The sequence below is a fragment of the Pseudomonas sp. GV085 genome (genome assembly GCF_003050925.1).
Classification (GTDB): domain Bacteria; phylum Pseudomonadota; class Gammaproteobacteria; order Pseudomonadales; family Pseudomonadaceae; genus Aquipseudomonas.
In genome coordinates this window covers 384461-403750 of sequence record NZ_QAOV01000003.1, presented here as the reverse complement: position 1 = coordinate 403750, position 19290 = coordinate 384461, and the positions used below count along the sequence as shown (strand labels likewise).

General features: G+C 59.5%; 19 protein-coding genes. 9 read left to right on the top strand and 10 right to left on the bottom strand.

What is annotated here, in order from left to right:
- The first annotated feature begins 31 nt into the window (after window positions 1–31).
- Both C8K63_RS09085 and C8K63_RS09080 read left to right on the top strand, forming a co-directional pair.
- On the top strand, window positions 32–736 hold the full coding sequence (locus C8K63_RS09085; protein WP_108216407.1) for a FadR/GntR family transcriptional regulator: 705 nt from the start codon (window positions 32–34) through the stop codon (window positions 734–736).
- A 25-nt stretch (window positions 737–761) separates the two neighbouring features.
- Window positions 762–1442 (top strand): GntR family transcriptional regulator, encoded by a 681-nt coding sequence (locus tag C8K63_RS09080; RefSeq protein WP_108216406.1) that lies wholly within the window; start codon window positions 762–764, stop codon window positions 1440–1442.
- Between the two features lie 51 nt (window positions 1443–1493).
- On the opposite strand, the gene yjiA is transcribed toward C8K63_RS09080, so the two are convergent.
- The 3 genes from yjiA to C8K63_RS09065 form a co-directional block, all read right to left on the bottom strand.
- Entirely contained in the window at window positions 1494–2465 is a 972-nt protein-coding gene (yjiA, locus tag C8K63_RS09075; RefSeq protein ID WP_108216405.1) for a GTPase, read from the bottom strand.
- Between the two features lie 132 nt (window positions 2466–2597).
- Window positions 2598–2795: a YbdD/YjiX family protein gene (locus tag C8K63_RS09070; protein WP_108216404.1), complete on the bottom strand. Its 198-nt coding sequence runs from the start codon at window positions 2793–2795 to the stop codon at window positions 2598–2600.
- Between the two features lie 15 nt (window positions 2796–2810).
- Complete coding sequence (locus tag C8K63_RS09065; protein WP_108216403.1) at window positions 2811–4877, bottom strand: carbon starvation CstA family protein; 2067 nt, start codon at window positions 4875–4877, stop codon at window positions 2811–2813.
- Window positions 4878–5037: 160 nt separating this feature from the next.
- Between C8K63_RS09065 and C8K63_RS09060 the strand changes: the two genes are divergently transcribed.
- A complete protein-coding gene (locus tag C8K63_RS09060; RefSeq protein ID WP_108216402.1) occupies window positions 5038–5406 on the top strand; it encodes a PilZ domain-containing protein in 369 nt (122 codons plus the stop codon).
- A gap of 128 nt (window positions 5407–5534) precedes the next feature.
- Here C8K63_RS09060 and radA read toward each other — a convergent pair whose 3' ends face one another.
- Window positions 5535–6902, bottom strand: a complete 1368-nt coding sequence (gene radA, locus C8K63_RS09055) for a DNA repair protein RadA (protein ID WP_108216401.1) — start codon at window positions 6900–6902, stop codon at window positions 5535–5537.
- A 639-nt stretch (window positions 6903–7541) separates the two neighbouring features.
- Between radA and mscL the strand changes: the two genes are divergently transcribed.
- Entirely contained in the window at window positions 7542–7955 is a 414-nt protein-coding gene (gene mscL / locus C8K63_RS09050) for a large-conductance mechanosensitive channel protein MscL (protein WP_108216400.1), read from the top strand.
- 41 nt (window positions 7956–7996) lie between these two features.
- Here the strand turns inward: mscL and C8K63_RS09045 are convergent, their stop codons facing one another.
- Window positions 7997–8773, bottom strand: a complete 777-nt coding sequence (locus tag C8K63_RS09045; protein WP_108216399.1) for a ferredoxin--NADP reductase — start codon at window positions 8771–8773, stop codon at window positions 7997–7999.
- A 302-nt stretch (window positions 8774–9075) separates the two neighbouring features.
- Between C8K63_RS09045 and C8K63_RS09040 the strand changes: the two genes are divergently transcribed.
- Both C8K63_RS09040 and C8K63_RS09035 read left to right on the top strand, forming a co-directional pair.
- Window positions 9076–9789: an autoinducer binding domain-containing protein gene (locus tag C8K63_RS09040; protein ID WP_108216398.1), complete on the top strand. Its 714-nt coding sequence runs from the start codon at window positions 9076–9078 to the stop codon at window positions 9787–9789.
- A gap of 174 nt (window positions 9790–9963) precedes the next feature.
- Window positions 9964–11088, top strand: coding sequence for a methyltransferase (locus C8K63_RS09035; protein ID WP_108216397.1), 1125 nt, complete (start codon window positions 9964–9966; stop codon window positions 11086–11088).
- A gap of 65 nt (window positions 11089–11153) precedes the next feature.
- Here the strand turns inward: C8K63_RS09035 and C8K63_RS09030 are convergent, their stop codons facing one another.
- From C8K63_RS09030 to C8K63_RS09020, 3 genes are all read right to left on the bottom strand, one after another.
- A complete protein-coding gene (locus C8K63_RS09030) occupies window positions 11154–11321 on the bottom strand; it encodes a DUF2474 domain-containing protein (protein ID WP_108216396.1) in 168 nt (55 codons plus the stop codon).
- Between the two features lie 103 nt (window positions 11322–11424).
- Window positions 11425–12432, bottom strand: coding sequence for a cytochrome d ubiquinol oxidase subunit II (gene cydB / locus C8K63_RS09025; RefSeq protein ID WP_007975775.1), 1008 nt, complete (start codon window positions 12430–12432; stop codon window positions 11425–11427).
- Between the two features lie 3 nt (window positions 12433–12435).
- Window positions 12436–13872: a cytochrome ubiquinol oxidase subunit I gene (locus tag C8K63_RS09020; protein ID WP_108216395.1), complete on the bottom strand. Its 1437-nt coding sequence runs from the start codon at window positions 13870–13872 to the stop codon at window positions 12436–12438.
- A 483-nt stretch (window positions 13873–14355) separates the two neighbouring features.
- Between C8K63_RS09020 and C8K63_RS09015 the strand changes: the two genes are divergently transcribed.
- Complete coding sequence (locus C8K63_RS09015) at window positions 14356–15615, top strand: MFS transporter (RefSeq protein ID WP_108216394.1); 1260 nt, start codon at window positions 14356–14358, stop codon at window positions 15613–15615.
- Here C8K63_RS09015 and C8K63_RS09010 read toward each other — a convergent pair.
- Window positions 15612–16163, bottom strand: coding sequence for a DJ-1 family glyoxalase III (locus tag C8K63_RS09010; protein WP_108216393.1), 552 nt, complete (start codon window positions 16161–16163; stop codon window positions 15612–15614). The genes C8K63_RS09015 and C8K63_RS09010 overlap by 4 nt on opposite strands.
- A 68-nt stretch (window positions 16164–16231) precedes the next feature.
- Entirely contained in the window at window positions 16232–16678 is a 447-nt protein-coding gene (locus C8K63_RS09005) for a DUF4879 domain-containing protein (protein ID WP_108216392.1), read from the bottom strand.
- 224 nt (window positions 16679–16902) lie between these two features.
- On the opposite strand from C8K63_RS09005, the gene C8K63_RS09000 reads away from it, so the two are divergent.
- Both C8K63_RS09000 and trmA read left to right on the top strand, forming a co-directional pair.
- Window positions 16903–18198 carry an NCS2 family permease gene (locus C8K63_RS09000; protein ID WP_008004270.1) on the top strand — a complete coding sequence of 432 codons (1296 nt, stop codon included), beginning with the start codon at window positions 16903–16905 and terminating at the stop codon, window positions 18196–18198.
- Entirely contained in the window at window positions 18195–19274 is a 1080-nt protein-coding gene (gene trmA / locus C8K63_RS08995) for a tRNA (uridine(54)-C5)-methyltransferase TrmA (RefSeq protein WP_108216391.1), read from the top strand. The genes C8K63_RS09000 and trmA overlap by 4 nt, the downstream gene beginning before the upstream one ends.
- Window positions 19275–19290: the final 16 nt, after the last annotated feature.

The following is a 19290-nucleotide window of genomic DNA, read 5'->3' as shown; positions in this document are numbered from 1 at the left end:
TCACCACTTTTAGATGCTCATGGAGCGAACAGTGATTACCTCGTCAACCGTCGTAACTTCAGTCGTGGAAAAACTTCGGGCCGCTTTGGCCCGCGGTCAGTGGCGCTCGGGCGAAATGCTGCCAGGGCAACGCGAACTGGCCGAACAACTGGGTATCAGCCGCCCGAGCCTGCGTGAGGCGGTCATCGTCCTGGAAACCCTTGGCCTGGTGCGCTCGATGCCGGGCAAAGGCGTAGTGGTACTCGAGGCCAGTCTCAGCGATGGCCAGTCCCACGAAAGCGCAGTGGCCGCAGCGAGCCTGGAGGACGTGCTGCAACTGCGTTACACCCTCGAACCGTTCATCGTCGGCCTCGTGGCGCAGTCCATCAGCAGCAAGGAAGTCGGGCAACTGCGCCTGACCCTGATGGACATGCGCGAAGCCCTGGAGGCCAATGACAGTGAAGCCGGCGTAAGCGCCTACATCGCCTTCCACGAAGAGCTGTTCACGCTGACGTCGAATCCGATCTTCCAGAGCGTGGTCCAGCAAACCAGCAATGCCCTCAAGCAAAGCGCCGAAGTGTTGCGCAACTCCCCGGAGCATCTGGCTGAACGCCTTGAAGAAAACGAAGCGGTGGTGCGGGCGATCCGCAGCAAGAACAGCGCCCAGGCCAGCGCCGAGATGCGTCGGCACATTTTGCGCGAAGGCCAGCGCATGGGCATCGAACTGAACATCCCGGAAGACAACCTCGGCAGTTGAAACCTCTTCGAACTGGAGATTGGCCATGAACAGCTACGCCTCGCCACAAACGCTCGCTACCTTGCCCGTCCGCCCTTCGGTGGATGATCTGTATTCGCGGGTCCTCGATGCGATTCTCGAACAGCGCATCCATTCGGCCAGTCGCTTTACGGAAGAAAGCCTGGCGCAGATGTTCGGTGCAAGGCGCAGCGACATGCGTGATGTGCTGACGCGACTGTCCCATCAGCAGATCATCACTCTTCGAGTCAACCATCGTCCCCGCATCGCCGAGTTTGATGCAGAGCATACCCGGCAGGCACTGCATGCCCGGCGTCTGGCCGAGATCATGCTGTTGCGGCTGGCCTGTCAGCGACCCTGCGCGCAAGACCTGAAGCAACTGCGGACGCTGGTCGATAGCGAGCGTCAATGCACTGAGCGTGGTCGGACGATCCGTTTGTCGGGAGAGTTTCACCTGCGATTGGCTGAAATGGCAGGTAATGCACCGTTATCGCATTTTCTAGACAGCCTGGTGCCGCTGACTTCGTTGGCACTTGCGCAGTTTGATCCGCAGTCGATGGATTATTGCGCGTGGCAGGTGCACATGGAGATCCTGGATGCACTGGAGCGAGGGGATGCTGCGAAGGCGGAAATTGTGCTCAACCGGCATCTGGATTATCTGGAACAGACTCTGTTCAATACAACCCGTGAACATTGTGCTGCCGGCTAGATCGCATCGCGGGCAAGCCCGCGATGGCGTCCTCACAAACGCCATAAAGCTTCAGACCGCCGCCACCCGTGCAAACCCCTCACGAATCTTCTCTTCCGGCAAATCATCAGCAATAAACACGATCACGCTTTCACGCGATTCATCTTCAGCCCACTCTGTATCCCAGTCGAAACCATAAAGCTTCAGTACACCCTGAAACACCATGCGACGCGATTCGCCGAGGATATTCAATACACCTTTGTAGCGCAGCAGTTGCTTGCCATGGTCTTCCAGCAGTTCGTTCATGAACTCGCTGAGCCTGTCGATATCCAGCGGCTTGTCGGTGCGCAGCACCAGGCTGGAAATGCGGTCGATGGACGGGGCCTGGCTGACCGGGCGCAAGCTCACGCCGCCGCCGAGATCGGCATTGAGGTTGAAGCCGCGCACATCGAGCAACTCGGCCAGGTCGATCTTGCCGTGGTCGACCACGCGGATCGGCGCACGACGGTTGATGCGGGCCAGGCGCTCGCTTAACGCGGTGAAGGTCGCCTCGTCTACCAGGTCGCGCTTGCTCACCAGCAAGCGGTCGGCGAAACCGATCTGCGCCTGGGCGATGGTCTGGGTCAGGTGCAAGTCGGCATGTGCCGCGTCGACCAGCGTGATGATGCCATCGAGGATATAGCGCTCGCGCAACTCTTCGTCGATGAAAAAGGTTTGCGCCACGGGCGCCGGATCGGCCAGGCCGGTGCATTCGATCACCAGGCGGTCGAAGGCGATATCGCCCTGATCCAGACGCTCCAGCAACAGATAAAGCGCTTTGGTCAGGTCCGTATGGATGGTGCAGCAGACGCAGCCGTTGGACAGCGTCATCACTTGCACCGGCTCATCACCCAACAACTGGGTATCGATGCCGGCATCGCTGAATTCGTTCTCGATGACGGCGATTTTCAGGCCGTGCTCGGCCTTGAGCAGATGGCGCAACAGGGTGGTCTTGCCGGCACCGAGGAAGCCGCTGAGGATTGTGACCGGGACGGGTGTGAGCAAAACAAAAATCTCCCCTACGTTTAAAAAACTGTAGGAGCGAGCTTGCTCGCGATGGACGTCAACGATAACGCGTGCTTTCTGAATACACGCGTCAACCTTACGTCCATCGCGAGCAAGCTCGCTCCTACAAGATCAACAGCACTTCGGTCCACCCTTGCCACCGTAACGGGCTTCCTGACGCTCGCGAAAGAACGCTTCGTAGTCCATCACCGGTTTGTCCGGGTGCTTGCTCTGCATATGCTCGACGTAGTTGTCGTAGTCGGGCATGCCGACCATCAGGCGCGCGGCCTGACCGAGGTATTTACCGAGGCGACTCAGGTCATTGAACATGGTGCAAATCCTCGATCACGCTTCCGGCAGCGCCTGGAATGGCGCTTCCTTATCCGTACGCCCCTTGCTGCCCCAGGCGGAAATACCGACCTTGAGCGCATAGAACAGGATGCTGAACACCACGAACAGGAACAGCGCGGTCAGCGTTGCGTTGGTGTAGGCGTTGAAGATCACGTGCTGCATCTGGGTGATGTCCTTGGCCGGGGCGAGGATCTGACCGTTGGCCAGCGCATCGCTGTATTTTTTGGCCAGCGACAGGAAGCCGATCGCCGGGTTGGCATCGAACAGCTTGATGAAGCCCGCCGTGGTGGTACAAATCAGCAGCCATGCCGCCGGCAGCAAGGTGACCCAGATGTAGCGCTGGCGTTTCATCTTGATCAGCACCACGGTGCCGAGCATCAGCGCGATACCGGCCAGCATCTGGTTGGAGATACCGAACAGCGGCCACAAGGTGTTGATGCCGCCCAGCGGATCGATCACGCCCTGATACAGCAACCAGCCCCACATGGTCACACAACCGGCGGTAGCGATCAGGTTGGCGGTCCAGGATTCGGTGCGGCGCAGGGCCGGCACGAACGAACCGAGCAAGTCCTGGAGCATGAAACGCCCGGCGCGGGTACCGGCGTCGACCGCAGTCAGGATGAACAGCGCTTCGAACAGGATCGCGAAGTGGTACCAGAACGCCATGGTGTTTTCACCCGGCAGAACACTGTGCAGGATTTGTGCGATACCGACCGCCAGGGTTGGTGCACCACCGGCGCGGGCCAGAATGGTAATTTCACCGATGTCATGGGCCACCGCTTGCAAGGCTTCCGGTGTGATGGCAAAGCCCCAGTTGCTGACCGCTGTTGCTACCGCCACCACATCCCCGCCGACAACCGCGGCCGGACTGTTCATGGCGAAGTACACGCCCGGTTCGATCACCGACGCGGCGACCATGGCCATGATGGCCACGAAGGATTCCATCAGCATGCCGCCGTAACCGATGTAGCGGGCGTTGGTTTCGTTATCCAGCAGTTTCGGCGTGGTCCCGGAGGCGATCAGCGCGTGGAAACCCGAGACCGCGCCACAGGCGATGGTGATGAACAGGAACGGGAACAGCCCGCCCTTCCACACCGGGCCGGTGCCGTCGATGAACTGGGTCAGGGCCGGCATTTTCAGCTCGGGCATGGTGATCAGAATGCCGATGGCCAGGGCGACGATGGTGCCGATTTTCAGGAAGGTCGACAGGTAGTCACGGGGCGCCAGGATCAACCACACCGGCAACACCGCCGCGACAAAACCATAGCCGATCAGCATCCAGGTGATTTGCACACCGGTGAAGCTGAACGCCTTGGCCCACACCGGATCCGCGGCAATCTGCCCGCCGAGCCAGATCGAGCCGAGCAGCAACAGCACGCCGATCACCGAGATCTCGCCGATGCGACCGGGGCGGATGTAGCGCATGTAGATGCCCATGAACATCGCGATCGGGATAGTCGCCATCACCGTGAAAATACCCCACGGGCTCTCGGCCAGGGCTTTGACCACGATCAGCGCCAGCACTGCGAGGATGATGATCATGATCAGGAAGCAGCCGAACAGCGCAATAGTGCCGGGGATGCGGCCCATTTCCTCGCGAACCATGTCGCCGAGGGAGCGGCCATTGCGGCGGGTGGACATGAACAGGACCATGAAGTCCTGAACGGCACCGGCCAGCACCACGCCGGCGATCAGCCACAGCGTGCCGGGCAAGTAGCCCATCTGCGCTGCCAAGACCGGGCCAACCAGCGGCCCCGCGCCGGCGATAGCCGCGAAGTGGTGACCGAAAAGAATGTGTTTGTTGGTCGGCACGTAGTCCAGACCGTCATTGTTGAGCACGGCAGGCGTGGCCCGTCGTGCATCGAGTTGCATGACATTGTTAGCGATGAACAGACTGTAGTAGCGATAGGCGACCAGATAAATGGCCACGGCAGCGACCACAATCCACAAGGCGTTGATTGCCTCGCCCCGGCGCAATGCCACGACACCCAGGGCGCACGCACCTGTGATTGCCAGCACCAGCCAAGGCAAATGGCGTAGCGGGCTATTGTTATTTTTCATTTTGATATTCCAGCCAGAGTGGACAAGAAAGACAACCATATCGAGTTTAGCTCTCCTGACGACAAAGACCATACCCCGACATTGGTCTGGACACCCGCACGCGCTGGCCGCCTTGAAGTATGCAGGTCTATAGTCAGCGTACATCTACGAGGATCGCGTCATGAGCGAACACCCTGCCGAACGTCGCCGCTTCAAACGTATTGCGTTCGATGCCCGAACCGAGCTGAGTCAGGGAGAGTCCACCTGGTCGGTGAAGCTGATTGATCTGTCGCTCAAGGGGTTGCTGATCGAGCGACCCGTTCCGTGGCTGGGCAATGCGCAGCAAGATTTTGTGGTCGACATTCATTTGGGCGAAGAGGCGGACATCATCATGGACGTGCAACTGACCCACGACGATCATGGCCAACTCGGCTTTGTCTGCCGGCACATCAGCCTGGAGTCCATCGAGTGCCTGCGGCGGTTGATCGAGCTCAACCTCGCCGATCCGCAGGAGCTGGAGCGAGAATTGGGTGCCCTGATCGAAATCTAGCCATCATCGAATTCCCCTGTAGGAGCGAGCCTGCTCGCGATTGTAATCTGACAGTCACATTGCTGCTGGCTGACACACCGAAATCGCGAGCAGGCTCACTCCTACAGGGTTTGTGTTTCGTCTGTTAGTTACTCGAACAGCGCGTCGAGTGCCTGTTCCAACCGGGTCACAGCAATGACCTGCAACCCCGCCGGCGCCTCCTTCGGCGCATTGCCCTTGGGCACGATGGCCCGTTTGAAGCCGTGCTTGGCCGCTTCTTTCAAACGCTCCTGACCGCTCGGCACCGGACGCACTTCACCGGAAAGCCCGACTTCACCGAACACCAGCAGATCGTGGGGCAACGGCCGGTTGCGCAAACTGGACATCACCGCTGCCATCAACGCCAGGTCGGACGCCGTTTCCAGCACCTTGACCCCGCCGACCACGTTGAGAAACACGTCCTGATCGTGGGTCGGAATGCCACCGTGACGGTGCAGCACCGCCAGCAACATCGCCAGCCGGTTTTGATCCAGCCCCAGCGTGACCCGACGCGGGTTGGCCAGGTGACTGTCGTCCACCAGCGCCTGAACCTCCACCAGCATCGGCCGTGTGCCTTCCCATGTTGCCATCACCACACTGCCCGGGACTTCTTCCTGGGCACGGGTCAGAAAAATCGCCGACGGGTTGGAGACTTCTTTCAGACCTTTGTCGGTCATGCCGAAAACGCCCAGTTCATTGACTGCACCGAAGCGGTTCTTCACCGCCCGCAGCAGACGCAGGCGCCCGTCGGACTCACCTTCGAAATACAGCACGGTGTCGACCATGTGCTCCAGCACCCGAGGGCCAGCCAGCGCGCCTTCCTTGGTGACGTGGCCCACCAGGAAAATCGCCGTGCCGCTCTGTTTGGCATAACGCACCAGCAACGCCGCGCTTTCGCGCACCTGGGATACACCGCCCGGTGCCGATTGCAATTGCTCGGTAAATATCGTCTGGATCGAGTCGATCACCATCACCTTGGGCTTTTCCTGACGGGCCGTGGCAATGATGGTTTCGATGCAGGTTTCGGTCATGACCCGCAATTGATCCTGAGGCAACCCCAGGCGCCGCGCACGCATGGCCACTTGCTGCTGGGATTCTTCACCGGTGACATACAGCGCCGGCATACTCTTGGCGAGGTTGCACAAGGTTTGCAACAGAATGGTCGACTTGCCGATGCCGGGGTCGCCACCGATCAGCACCACCGAGCCATCCACCAGACCACCACCCAGAACCCGGTCCAGCTCGCTGGATGCGGTGGAGAAGCGCGGAATTTCTTCGACACTGACTTCGGCCAGAGTCTTGATCTGCGCCTGCTGGCCGGTCCAGCCGGTACGACCGCTGGGGGCGGCTGCCCCGCCGCTTTCCACCATGGTTTCGGTAAGCGTGTTCCAGGCCCCGCACTCACCGCACTGGCCGGCCCATTTGGGGAAGGTTGAGCCGCACTCGGTGCAGCCGTACATGCGCTTGGCCTTGGCCATCGGAACTCCCGGAAAAAAACGCGATGATAGCTCAGCCAAGGCGCGCGAGTGCGGCCAGATATTTCGCAACCCTTTTGATGACTTCAAATAACCTTATTAAACACAGGTATATTGAGATACACCCACCCTACAAAACCTTGTATAAGTTTTTCGCTCAACTCGGCCAACAAACTCTAGGGACATGCCATACCACACACTTCGAAAACCTATACAGACTTTGTTCATTTACATACTTTTTGCACAACTTCGAAAACATTCACACAAAACGCAGCAGTGATTCAGAGAAACGTGCAACTTGTCAGACACACCAAACTAACGAAACAGTTCATATCACTTCACCTGCGTTTAATTTTCAATGCAGCCTTTTTGGCCACTAACTGCCCGATCATCTTGAGCGTCCCCATTCAGGAGTGGTCGCTCAACCTTGGCTCGCCCACACAAATGGCGCCATTTCGCTGAAAAAAGTCGTATGCGAACGCCTCAGAAGGCCTGACCGACCTCAGATGAGATCAATCGGTGAATTTTTCAACACCACCCGGGTCAATGGCTGGCAAGCACAGCAGGCAGTTGATTCGAGCAGGATGCGATTTGCTGATTTACACTGCGCACATCTACCTCATCTGTAACAAGGAATAACCTATGGGCGTGCTAAACGAGTTCAAGGCCTTCGCGGTCAAAGGCAACGTGGTCGACATGGCCGTCGGCATCATCATCGGTGCGGCCTTCGGCAAGATCGTTACGTCGTTTGTCGGTGACCTGATCATGCCGCCAATCGGGATGCTGATCGGTGGCGTGGACTTCAGTGATCTGGCCATAACGCTCAAGGCAGCAGACGGCGCCATTCCTGCGGTGGTGCTGGCCTATGGCAAGTTCATCCAGACCATCATCGACTTCGTCATCGTCGCCTTTGCGATCTTCATGGGCGTCAAGGCCATCAACCGCCTGAAGCGTGAGGAGTCCGTGGCCCCTAGCCTGCCGCCGGTTCCCACCAAGGAAGAAGAGTTGCTGGGCGAGATCCGCGACTTGCTCAAGGCCCAAAACAACCGGCCTTGACTGCACTGGCAAAGAACGGCGCCTTTGCGGCGCCGTTTTGCTTACCAGAAGTTTTCCACCGCCACTTGGCCGGGTCGCCGGCTGAGGCTCAAGTGCATGTCCCGCTGTTTAAGCAACTTGCGCGTATCATCGATCATCTGCGGGTTGCCGCACAGCATGACCCGTGAATGCTCAGGCGTCAGCGCAACTCCCGCGCTGCGCTCCAACTCGCCGCTTTCAATCAGTGTGGTGATCCGTCCGTTCAATGCGCCAGGATGCTGCTCACGAGTGACGGTGGCGATGAATTGCAATTTGTGTGCGTATTCAGCCAGATACTCAAGTTGCGCCAGCCCCGCGATCAGCTCCTGATAAGCCAGTTCCCGGGCTTCGCGAACGCTGTAGACCAGGATGATCCGCTCGAATCTCTCCCAGACTTCGAAATCCTGGAGTATCGACAGGAACGGCGCGATGCCCGTGCCTGTGGATAACAACCACAGATCGCGGCCATCGACAAAACGGTCCAGCGTCAAATAGCCGAAGGCCTGGCGGTCGACCAGCAATGTATCGTCAACGCCCAGGCGGCTCAGCTCACTGGTGAACTCACCGCCCGGTACGACAATGGAAAAGAACTCGAGGAACTCGTCAAAGGGCGAGGACACCATGGAGTAGGCGCGCCATACCGTGCTGCCGTCAGCCTTGGTGACGCCCAACCGGGCAAACTGCCCCGCACGAAAACGAAACCCGGCATCCCGCGTGGCGCGCAGGGTAAACAGGTTCGGGGTCAACGGATGAACCTCGAGCAAGGTCTGGCGCGTAAATTTTTCTTCACTGACGGACATGGAAGGCTCCAATCAACAGATACCCCAGTGTCCCGCAAAGGAAGCAGCGTAACCACCGACAATTTGTAGTGACATTAATGCGCACTAGTCGTCGATTACAGAATACGGATACAACCCTATATATAAAATGATATGTGGCATTTCATAACCACTTATTCCCTAAGAACCTTGAGCACACTTTTCCAACAGTCAAAAGAGCAAAATTGTCGAACCACTTCTGCAGGAAATGTCCTACACTTCGTGGCGTGCCGGATCCCGGATCCAATACGGCACCCAGAAGACACTCTAATGGAGATCACTGTATGGAGATCTGGAAGGAGTCACAGCTCAAACAATTGGCGCACACACAAGAGATCAATACCGCCTATCGAATCGCGCTCAGTTTCGCTAGAAACCTTGGATATAAATTTTGTGGCTTTTCAATTACTTCGAACTCATTCGGGGTCGACACCAGTACAGTGAACCTGAACAACTTCCCCCAAGAGTGGAATACTCAATATGAAAAAAGCAACGCCACGCAAATAGACCCGATAGTGGCACACTGCAATCATTCAATGTTGCCTGTTCTCTGGAGTGAAGAGCTTTTTTCCAGGACGCCATGGTTATGGCAGTTGCTGCGACAACAGGGCTTGCAGCATGGCTGGTCCCAGGCGATCTTTGATGAGGAAACCGGTCTGCGCAGCATTTTCAGCCTGGCCAGAAGCCATTGCCCGATTTCAGCCTATGAGTTGTACGAGCATCTTGGATACTCGGTGTTCATCAGCCGCCATTTGCACGCTCTGGCGAACGCAATGCAACCAAAAAAACCGGCTCGCCCCCAGGTTCCGCCCTTGTCACGGCGGGAACTCGAAGTATTGAAACTGTCGGCCGACGGCAAGACGGCCTATGAAATTGCCAGGATCCTCAATTTGAGTGAGCGCACCATCAACTTTCATGTGCACAGGGCTATCGAGAAGCTCGGCGTCAACAACAAGATTGCGGCAGTCATCGCCGCAGCCCGGTCCGGGGCCATCTGAAAGCGCCCGACTGCGGGAAAACCTGCGGGTAATCCAGGCAAAAAAAACGTACCATTTGCGGTCCCTCCTGAGTGATGGCGTGTAGACCTGCACGACGCAGTACACTCGGTCGGCCCCGCCCGCTCCAACGCCTTAGGCAGCGGGACATCCGTTGATTACCCAGAGCCCCACCCCATGCCTTTGCTCGAAACACCCTTCGCCAGCCTCGACCTGATCCGCCAGCCCGAACAGCAGAATGAACCGCTGCAAGCTTTCGATGCGGCCGATGAATACCTGCTCAATCATCTGGCCGAACAGCAGCCGGCGTCGGACACCCGGGTATTGGTGCTCAATGACAGTTTCGGCGCGTTGGCGGCCAGCCTGGCGGGCAAGGTGCGGGTGATCAGCAGCGGTGATTCGTTCCTGGCCTTGCAGGGGCTGGAAAAGAACCTGGTGCGCAACGGCCTGGCGTTTGATGCGGTGCCGAGCATACCCGCCAGCGAAACCTTTGCCGGACCGTTCGACTGCGTGCTGATCCGTGTACCGAAAACCCTGGCACTGCTGGAAGAACAACTGATCCGCCTGCAAGGTCAACTGGCACCCGGCGCCCAAGTGGTTGCCGCGGCCATGATCAAACATCTGCCCCGGGCCGCGGGCGACTTGCTGGAGCGTTACATCGGCCCGGTGCAAGCCTCATTGGCCGTGAAGAAGGCGCGGCTATTGATTGCCACGGCGCAAGACAAAACGCCAGTTGTATCGCCTTACCCAACGCGCTACAGACTAGACGACCCGGCTATCGAACTGCTCAACCACGCCAATGTGTTTTGCCGCGAAGGCCTGGACATCGGCACCCGGGCATTTTTGCCACACTTGCCGAAAAACCTCGGCTCGGCGCGGGTCGCCGATCTCGGCTGCGGCAACGGCGTCCTGGCCATCGCCAGCGCCCTGCAAAACCCCCAGGCCCACTATACGCTGGTGGACGAGTCGTTCATGGCCGTGCAATCGGCATCCGAGAACTGGCACGCAGCCTTGGGTGAACGGGAAGTGATCGTGCGTGCCGGTGATGGCCTGGCCGGCCAGGAACCGCAATCGCTTGATGTCGTGTTGTGCAATCCACCGTTTCACCAGCAACAGGTGGTGGGCGATTTCCTGGCCTGGCGGATGTTCCAGCAGGCGCGCGAAGCGCTGGTCGTAGGCGGCGCGCTGTACATCGTCGGCAATCGTCACCTGGGTTACCACAGCAAGCTCGCGCGATTGTTCCGCGGTGTCGAGCAAGTGGCAACCAATCCGAAATTCGTCATCCTCAAGGCGCGTAAGTAACAGGTAAAAAAAAACCCTCCGGTCGGAGGGTCGTAAATCCGTGCCCTGAGGCCACGGGGGAGATGTCAGTGCGTGGTCAGGCCGGCCGCGTTCATGAACAGACGCATCAGGCTGGCGACGATGAACAAGGCGCCGACGCTGCCGCCCCAGATCAGGGCCAACCAGCCTAGCCGCTGCCACAGCGGTTTTTTTTCGGCTTCTTCAATGTCGTGCAGGGTGTGTTTGCCGTTCATTGATAAATCCTCCGATGTAGATCGATGGCGTCTGTCAGGACGCCATCGTCGGAACGCCGCCCGGAGCAGGCTCGCTCCCACATTAGTTTCGTGGTGCACAGGGCTAGTGATAGCCGTCTTCATGGGTGACCTTGCCGCGGAACACGTAGTAGCTCCAGAAGGTGTAGCCCAGGATGAACGGAATGATGAACAGCGTGCCCACCAGCATGAAACCCTGACTTTGCGGCGGCGCGGCGGCATCCCAGATCGAGATCGACGGCGGGATGATGTTCGGCCACAAGCTGATGCCCAACCCGCTGTAACCGAGGAAGATCAGCACCAGGGTCAGCAGGAACGGCGTGTAGTGCGCGTTGCGGGCCACGGCGCGAATCAGTCCGTACATCGTCACCAGCACCAGAATCGGCACCGGCATGAACCAGAACAGATTCGGCATGGTGAACCAGCGTGCGGCGATTTCTGCGTGGGCCAACGGGGTCCAGATGCTGACGATGCCAATCACCGCCAGCAGCACGAAGGCCAATGGCCGGGCCAGGTCATGCATCTGTTCCTGCAACTTGCCTTCGGTCTTCATGATCAGCCAGGTGCAACCGAGCAGCGCATACGCCACCACCAGCGCCGCACCACAGAACATCGTGAACGGGGTCAGCCAGTCCAGTGAACCACCGGCGAACTGCCGATTGACCACTGGCAGCCCATCGATGAACGCGCCGAGCGCAACACCCTGGAAGAACGTTGCAGTGACCGAACCACCAATGAACGCCTTGTCCCACAGATGGCGCTTGTCGTCCCTGGCCTTGAAGCGGAACTCGAAGGCCACACCGCGGAAGATCAACCCGATCAACATCAGGATCAGCGGCAGGTACAACGCCGAGAGCACCACCGAATAGGCCAGCGGAAACGCGCCGAACAACGCCGCGCCCCCCAACACCAGCCAGGTCTCGTTGCCGTCCCAGACCGGGGCGACGGTGTTCATCATCACATCGCGATCCGTCTTGCCCGGAATGAACGGGAAGAGAATGCCGATGCCCAGGTCGAAACCGTCCATGACCACGTACATCATGATGCCGAAGATGATGATCACGGCCCAGATCAGCGGAAGATCAATACCCATGATTCAAATCTCCTTGGTCAGGCTGTGATCGGCGTCGATGTGGTCGCCGTCGGCTGCGGAAAACGGTCGGGCCGGTGTGCGTTTCCGGCCAGGGCCACCGTCGTTGGTTTCCTTGCCTTCGTCGATTTTCGGCCCCTTGCGCACCAGGCGCATCATGTAGCCAAGACCGGCACCAAACAGCGCGAAATAGACCACGACAAACAGGATCAGGGTGATGCTCATCTGCATGAAGCTATGGTTGGACGACGCATCCGCCGTGCGCATCAGGCCGTAAACCACCCATGGCTGGCGGCCGATTTCGGTGGTGAACCAGCCGGCGAGGAGAGCGATCAGACCGGACGGCCCCATCCACAGCGCCAGGTACAGGAACGGCCGCGAGGAGTAGAGGGTGTCACGCTTGCGCAGCCACAGGCTCCACAAACCGGTGAAGATCATCAGCATGCCCAGACCCACCATGATCCGGAATGACCAGAACACAATGGTCGAATTCGGCCGGTCTTCAGGCGGGAACTCCTTGAGCGCCGGGACTTGCTTGTCCAGCGAGTGAGTCAGGATCAGGCTACCCAGGTACGGAATTTCGACAGCAAACCTGGTTTTCTCTTCTTTCATGTCCGGCCAGCCGAACAGGATCAGCGGCGTCGCCTCGTTACCCTTGTTTTCCCAGTGGCCTTCGATCGCGGCGATTTTTGCCGGCTGATGCTCAAGCGTATTGAGACCGTGGAAATCGCCAATGACCGCCTGGATCGGCGCGACGATCAATGCCATCCACATGGCCATCGAGAGCATTTTGCGGATCGCCGGGTTGTCCCTGCCGCGCAGCAAATGCCAGGCCGCGGAGGAACCAACGAAGAAGGCCGTGGCGACGAACGCCGCCGTGGCCATGTGCATCAGGCGATACGGGAACGACGGATTGAAGATAACCGCCAGCCAGTCGGTGGGTATGACCTGACCGTTGACGATCTCGAAGCCCTGCGGGGTCTGCATCCAGCTATTGGAGGCAAGAATCCAGAACGTCGAGATCAGTGTACCGATGGCCACCATCACGGTGGCGAAGAAGTGCAGGCCACGTCCGACCTTGTTCCAGCCAAACAGCATGACGCCGAGGAACCCGGCCTCGAGGAAGAACGCCGTAAGCACTTCATAGGTCAGCAACGGCCCGGTAACCGAGCCGGCGAAGTCCGAGAAGCGGCTCCAGTTGGTGCCGAACTGATAGGCCATGACCAGGCCGGAAACCACCCCCATGCCGAAGTTGACGGCAAAGATTTTCGACCAGAAATGGTAGAGGTCACGGTAGGTGTCGTTATGGGTTTTCAGCCACAGGCCTTCGAGTACCGCCAGGTAACTCGCCAGGCCGATGGTGATGGCCGGAAACAGGATGTGGAACGAGATGGTGAACGCGAACTGAATTCGGGCGAGATCAAGTGCCTCTAAACCGAACATAAGTCTTCCTCTGTCAGGTAGTACGGCTGCTGGCTGGAAGCCTGCACCCACGGTCCCCACGGATATGGAGTGTGGCGAATCTCTGTTTGTTCTTTTTTTGCACGCATCACAACGCAGGGAATCTGGCCTTGCGGCCGCCGGATCAATTCCTTTTGTGGGTTTTGATCTGGATCAATCAACGTTGAAAGAGTAGTCCCATTTTCGGGGATAACCCGCGTGGCCTTTTGCCGCGTGACAAGTTGCCTCACGGCTTTTGTCATCGCCAGCAACACGCTACCAGTAGGAGCGGGCTTGCCCGCGAAAGCGGTTGGTGATGCACATCACTTTTGAATGTGCCGCCGTCTTCGCGGGCAAGCCCGCTCCTACAGTGCTTCCTGTGTTTCCAAGATCGGTATCTAGCTAACTATTTTTTTGTCATGACAACTTCCTGTTACAGGTTGGTGATAATCTCGCCGCTCCCCTCTCCCCCAGATTGTCCCGCCGATGCCCAGCCAAGAGCCCTTGCTGTTACGTCACCATCGCCCTTTTCTCGCGTTCTGGCTGGCCCGGGTCTTCACCGCCAGCGGCTTCCAGATGCTCACCGTGGCCATCGGCTGGAACCTGTATCGGTTGACCGGCAACGTGCTCGACCTGGGTCTGGTCGGCCTGGTCGAGTTCGCCCCGCGCGTGCTGTTCATGCTGCACACAGGACACGTCGCCGACCGCTATGACCGGCGCAAAGTCGCGGCGATCTGCCAGTCCGTGCAGGCATTGATCGCCCTGTCGCTGGCCATTGGCAGTGCCACCGACCAGGTCACCCGGGAAATGATCTTTATCCTGGCCTTCCTGCTCGGCGCCGCGCGTTCCTTTGAAATGCCGACCACCCAGGCCCTGTTGCCGAGCATCGTGCCCAGCGCGCTGTTTCCCCGTGCGGTCGCCGCCGCGCAATCGGCCCAGCAATCGGCCACCATCGTCGCCCCGGCCCTCGGCGGTTTGCTCTACGCCTTCGGCAGCGTCTGGGTGTATGGCCCGACGGTGCTTTTGTATGTCATCGCCTGTTCGCTGATGCTCAACCTGCCAGCCCGGCAAACCCCGCTGAACAAGGGCAAGGCCACTCTGGATTCACTGCTGGCGGGCATTCGCTTTATCCGCAGTCGTCCGGACATTCTCGGGGCGATCTCCCTCGATCTGTTCGCGGTGCTATTGGGTGGTGCGACGGCGTTGCTGCCGGTGTTCGCCAAGGACATCCTGCTGACCGGCCCGTGGGGGCTGGGCCTTTTGCGCTCGGCACCGGCAGTGGGTGCACTGCTGATGTCGCTGTTCCTGGCGCGGTTTGCCGTGGAGCGCAACGTCGGGCGGGTGATGTTCACCGCCGTGGGCGTCTTCGGCGTGGCAACCATCGCCTTTGGCCTGTCGACCTCGTTCTGGTTTTCCCTGGCGGTATTGGTGGTGCTGGGCGCGGCGGACATGATCAGCATGGTGATCCGTGCCTCGTTCGTGCAACTGGAAACCCCGGACGAAATGCGCGGTCGGGTCAGCGCCGTGAACGGTCTGTTCATCGGTGCCTCAAACCAGTTGGGCGAATTCGAATCGGGCCTGACTGCCCACTGGTTCGGTACCGTGCCAGCCGTGGTCATGGGCGGGATCGGCACGCTGGTGGTGACCGGGGTGTGGGTCAAACTGTTCCCGAGCCTGGCCAGCCGCGATCGCATGCACGTGGCTAAAGATGAAGAAAAGGAAGAAGCGAAAGTCCAGGCAGGCTAAACCAACAACTCCCCTGCCACCGCCGCACGTGTGGCTTTACCGCAGAGTTGCTCCACCAGCGCCAGGGCAAACGCCAAGGCGCCAGCCGAGCCCTGGGCGGTGATGCAATTGCCGTCGACCACCACCGGTTGATCGACGAAGTTACAGCCCAACAATTGATGGCTGGCCGAGGGCAGGCAGGTCATGCGCCGTTGACGCAATACGCCAAAGGCCTGCAGCGCCACGGCGGGCGCCTCGGCGATGCCGGCGAACAGGCGACCGGCTGCCGCCTGATCCTTGATCAATTGTTGCAGGGGTTGGTGGGCTGCCAAGTGCTGCGAACCCACCGCACCACCCGGCAAGGCGATCAGGTCGAAGGGCTGCGCCAGCAAATCCACCAGCATGGCATCGGACGTCAGGCGCGTGCCGCGGGCGCAGGTGAGCATGCGCCGCCCTTCGATACTGGCCACCACCACTTCTATTTTGGCTCGGCGCAGTACGTCGATCAGGGTGACGGTTTGCAGGTCATCGGTGCCCTCGGCGAGGGCAATCAAGGCTCTAATGGTCATCAGGTATTGTCCACAGAATGATCTTTTAAGCGTAGTCAGCTTTCCTGACCCTTGTTCGGGACCTGTGGTTACTTGATGTAAAGCTGCGTCGACATCGTGTTGCCGGGCGCGTTGATCGAGGTGTTGCTAAAGGTCAGTGTGCCTTCCTGCTTGCCCGCCAGATCGAGGGCATACAAATAGCCGACGGTTTTTTCGCCTGGGGTGCAACTGGTCAGGTTGCCGTTCTTGAACGCGCAGACCGGTGTGCGGGTGCCATTCACTTCGAAACCGTCCAGGGCGACATGGGCCTCGCGTCCATAACCCACTTCCAGCACGTACACCGTGATGTTCGGGCCATTGTGATCGCAGCGCGTCCGGGTTTGCCCTTCGTCGATGTTTTCAACGCCACAGGACGGCGACGCGACTTTGAGCACCTTCAATTGCGTCAGTGGCGCAGCCGAGGCCGCCACGGCCGTTTGAGCCCCGAGCAACAACGCCATCCATACGCCGAACACGCTAACCAGACGCCTTTTCATGCAGGACCTTTCCACCCCCAAAAAACCAGCGCGCAGTATGGCGCACTTGGTGTTGTCGCAAAACATCGACGACGATCACTGCCATAAGCAGCCATATCCCCAAGCTACTGGTATGATGCGCGGCTTTTTCCGGCCCACAGTAATTTCCAGGCGCGTTCTGCTGCCTGTGCTTTGCTGTTGAGGTCGATACATTCACGGCGCCCGGCGCGCCACGGGGAGCAGACATGCTGGAAAGGCTGTTTCAACTCAAGGCACACAACACCAACGTGCGGACCGAGATTCTGGCGGGCGTCACGACCTTTTTGGCCATGGCCTACATTCTGTTCGTCAATCCGAGCATTCTTGGCGAGACCGGCATGGACAAGGGCGCGGTGTTTGTCGCCACCTGTCTGGCAGCCGCCATCGGCTCGACGACCATGGGCCTGATCGCCAATTACCCGATCGCCCTGGCACCGGGCATGGGCCTGAACGCCTTCTTCACCTACACCGTGGTCCTGCACATGGGCCACACCTGGCAAGTGGCACTGGGCGCGGTGTTCATCTCGGCGGTGTGCTTTTTCCTGCTGTCGATCTTCCGCATCCGTGAATGGATCATCAACAGCATCCCGCTGCCGCTGCGCTCGGCGATTGCTGCCGGTATCGGCCTGTTCCTGGCACTGATCGCCCTGCACAACGCCGGTATCGTGGTCAGTAACCCGGCGACCATGGTCGGCCTCGGTGACCTGAAACAACCCGCGCCGATCCTCGCTACCCTCGGTTTTGCCCTGATCGTCGCCCTCGAAGCCCTTGCCGTGCGCGGTGCGGTGCTGATCGGCATTCTGGTGGTGACCATCGTTTCGATCGTGATGGGCTTCACCCCGTTCGGCGGTGTGATGTCGATGCCGCCGTCCCTGGCCCCGACCTTCTTGCAACTGGACATCAAGGGCGCACTGGACATCGGTCTGGTCAGCGTGATCTTCGCCTTCCTGTTCGTTGACCTGTTCGATAACTCCGGCACTCTGATCGGCGTCGCCAAGCGCGCCGGTCTGATGCGCAAAGACGGTCACATGCCGAAAATGGGTCGCGCGCTGATCGCCGACAGCACTGCAGCCATGGCCGGTTCCCTGCTGGGCACCTCGACCACCACCAGCTACATCGAATCCGCTGCCGGCGTGAGTGCCGGTGGCCGCACCGGCCTGACCGCCATCGTGGTGGCGATCCTGTTCCTGCTGGCGCTGTTCTTCTCGCCACTGGCCGCCAGCGTTCCGGCCTTCGCCACCGCACCAGCCCTGCTGTTCGTCGCCGTGCTGATGACATCCGGCCTGGCCGAAATAGACTGGGACGACATTACCGTCGCCGCGCCGGTGGTGATCACTGCGCTGGCGATGCCGTTCACTTATTCCATCGCCAATGGCATCGCTTTCGGTTTCATTTCCTGGACTGCCATCAAGCTGATGTCCGGTCGTGGCCGTGAGCTGAACCCGGCGCTGGTGATCCTGTCGATTCTATTCGTGATCAAGCTGGGTTGGTTCAACGCATGACTTTTGATTCTCAGGCCTATGCCGTTCAGCTCGAAGAAAAAGTCACGCGTTTGCGTGACCTGCTGGCCCCGTTCGATGCACCCGAGCCAGCCGTTTTCGATTCGCCGCTGCAAAACTTCCGCCTGCGCGCCGAGTTCCGCCTGTGGCGCGAGGCCGGCGAGCGTCATTACGCGATGTTTTCCCAGGAAGACAAACGCACGCCAATCCTGATCGAAGAGTTCCCGATTGCCAGCCTGCGCATCAACCAGTTGATGCCGCAGCTCAAGGCTGCGTGGCAAGCGAGTGCGCCCCTGAGCCACAAGCTGTTCCAGGTGGAGTTCCTGACCACCCTGGCCGGCGACGCAATGATCACCCTGTGCTATCACCGCCCGCTGGACGAGCACTGGCATGCGGCGGCGTCAAAACTGGCGGCGGACCTGAACGTCAGCATCATCGGCCGCTCCAAGGGCAAGCGCGAAGTCATTGGCCACGATTACGTGCTCGAGAAGCTGGAAGTCGGCGGCCGCACCTTCAGCTACCGCCAGCCGGAAGGCGCGTTCACCCAGCCCAACGGCACGGTGAACCAGAAGATGCTCAACTGGGCATACGATGCGCTTGGCGATCGCTCCGATGATTTGCTGGAGCTGTATTGCGGCAACGGCAACTTCACCCTGCCGCTCGCCACCCGCGTGCGCAAAGTGCTGGCCACCGAAATCAGCAAGACTTCGGTCAACGCGGCGCTGAGCAACCTCAGCGAAAACGCTGTGGATAACGTCACCCTGGTGCGCTTGTCCGCCGAAGAGCTGACCGAAGCCTTGAACGAAGTGCGTCCGTTCCGCCGCCTGCACGGCATCGACCTCAAGAGCTACGAGTTCGGCAGCGTGTTCGTCGACCCGCCCCGTGCCGGCATGGACCCGGACACCTGCGAACTGACCCGGCGCTTCGACAACATCCTGTACATCTCCTGCAACCCGGAGACCCTGGCGGCCAACATCGCCCAACTGCACGACACCCACCGCGTCACCCGGTGCGCGATGTTCGACCAGTTCCCGTGGACCCATCACATGGAATCCGGGGTGATGCTGACCCGGCGTTGATGGCTCCTGCCTGACA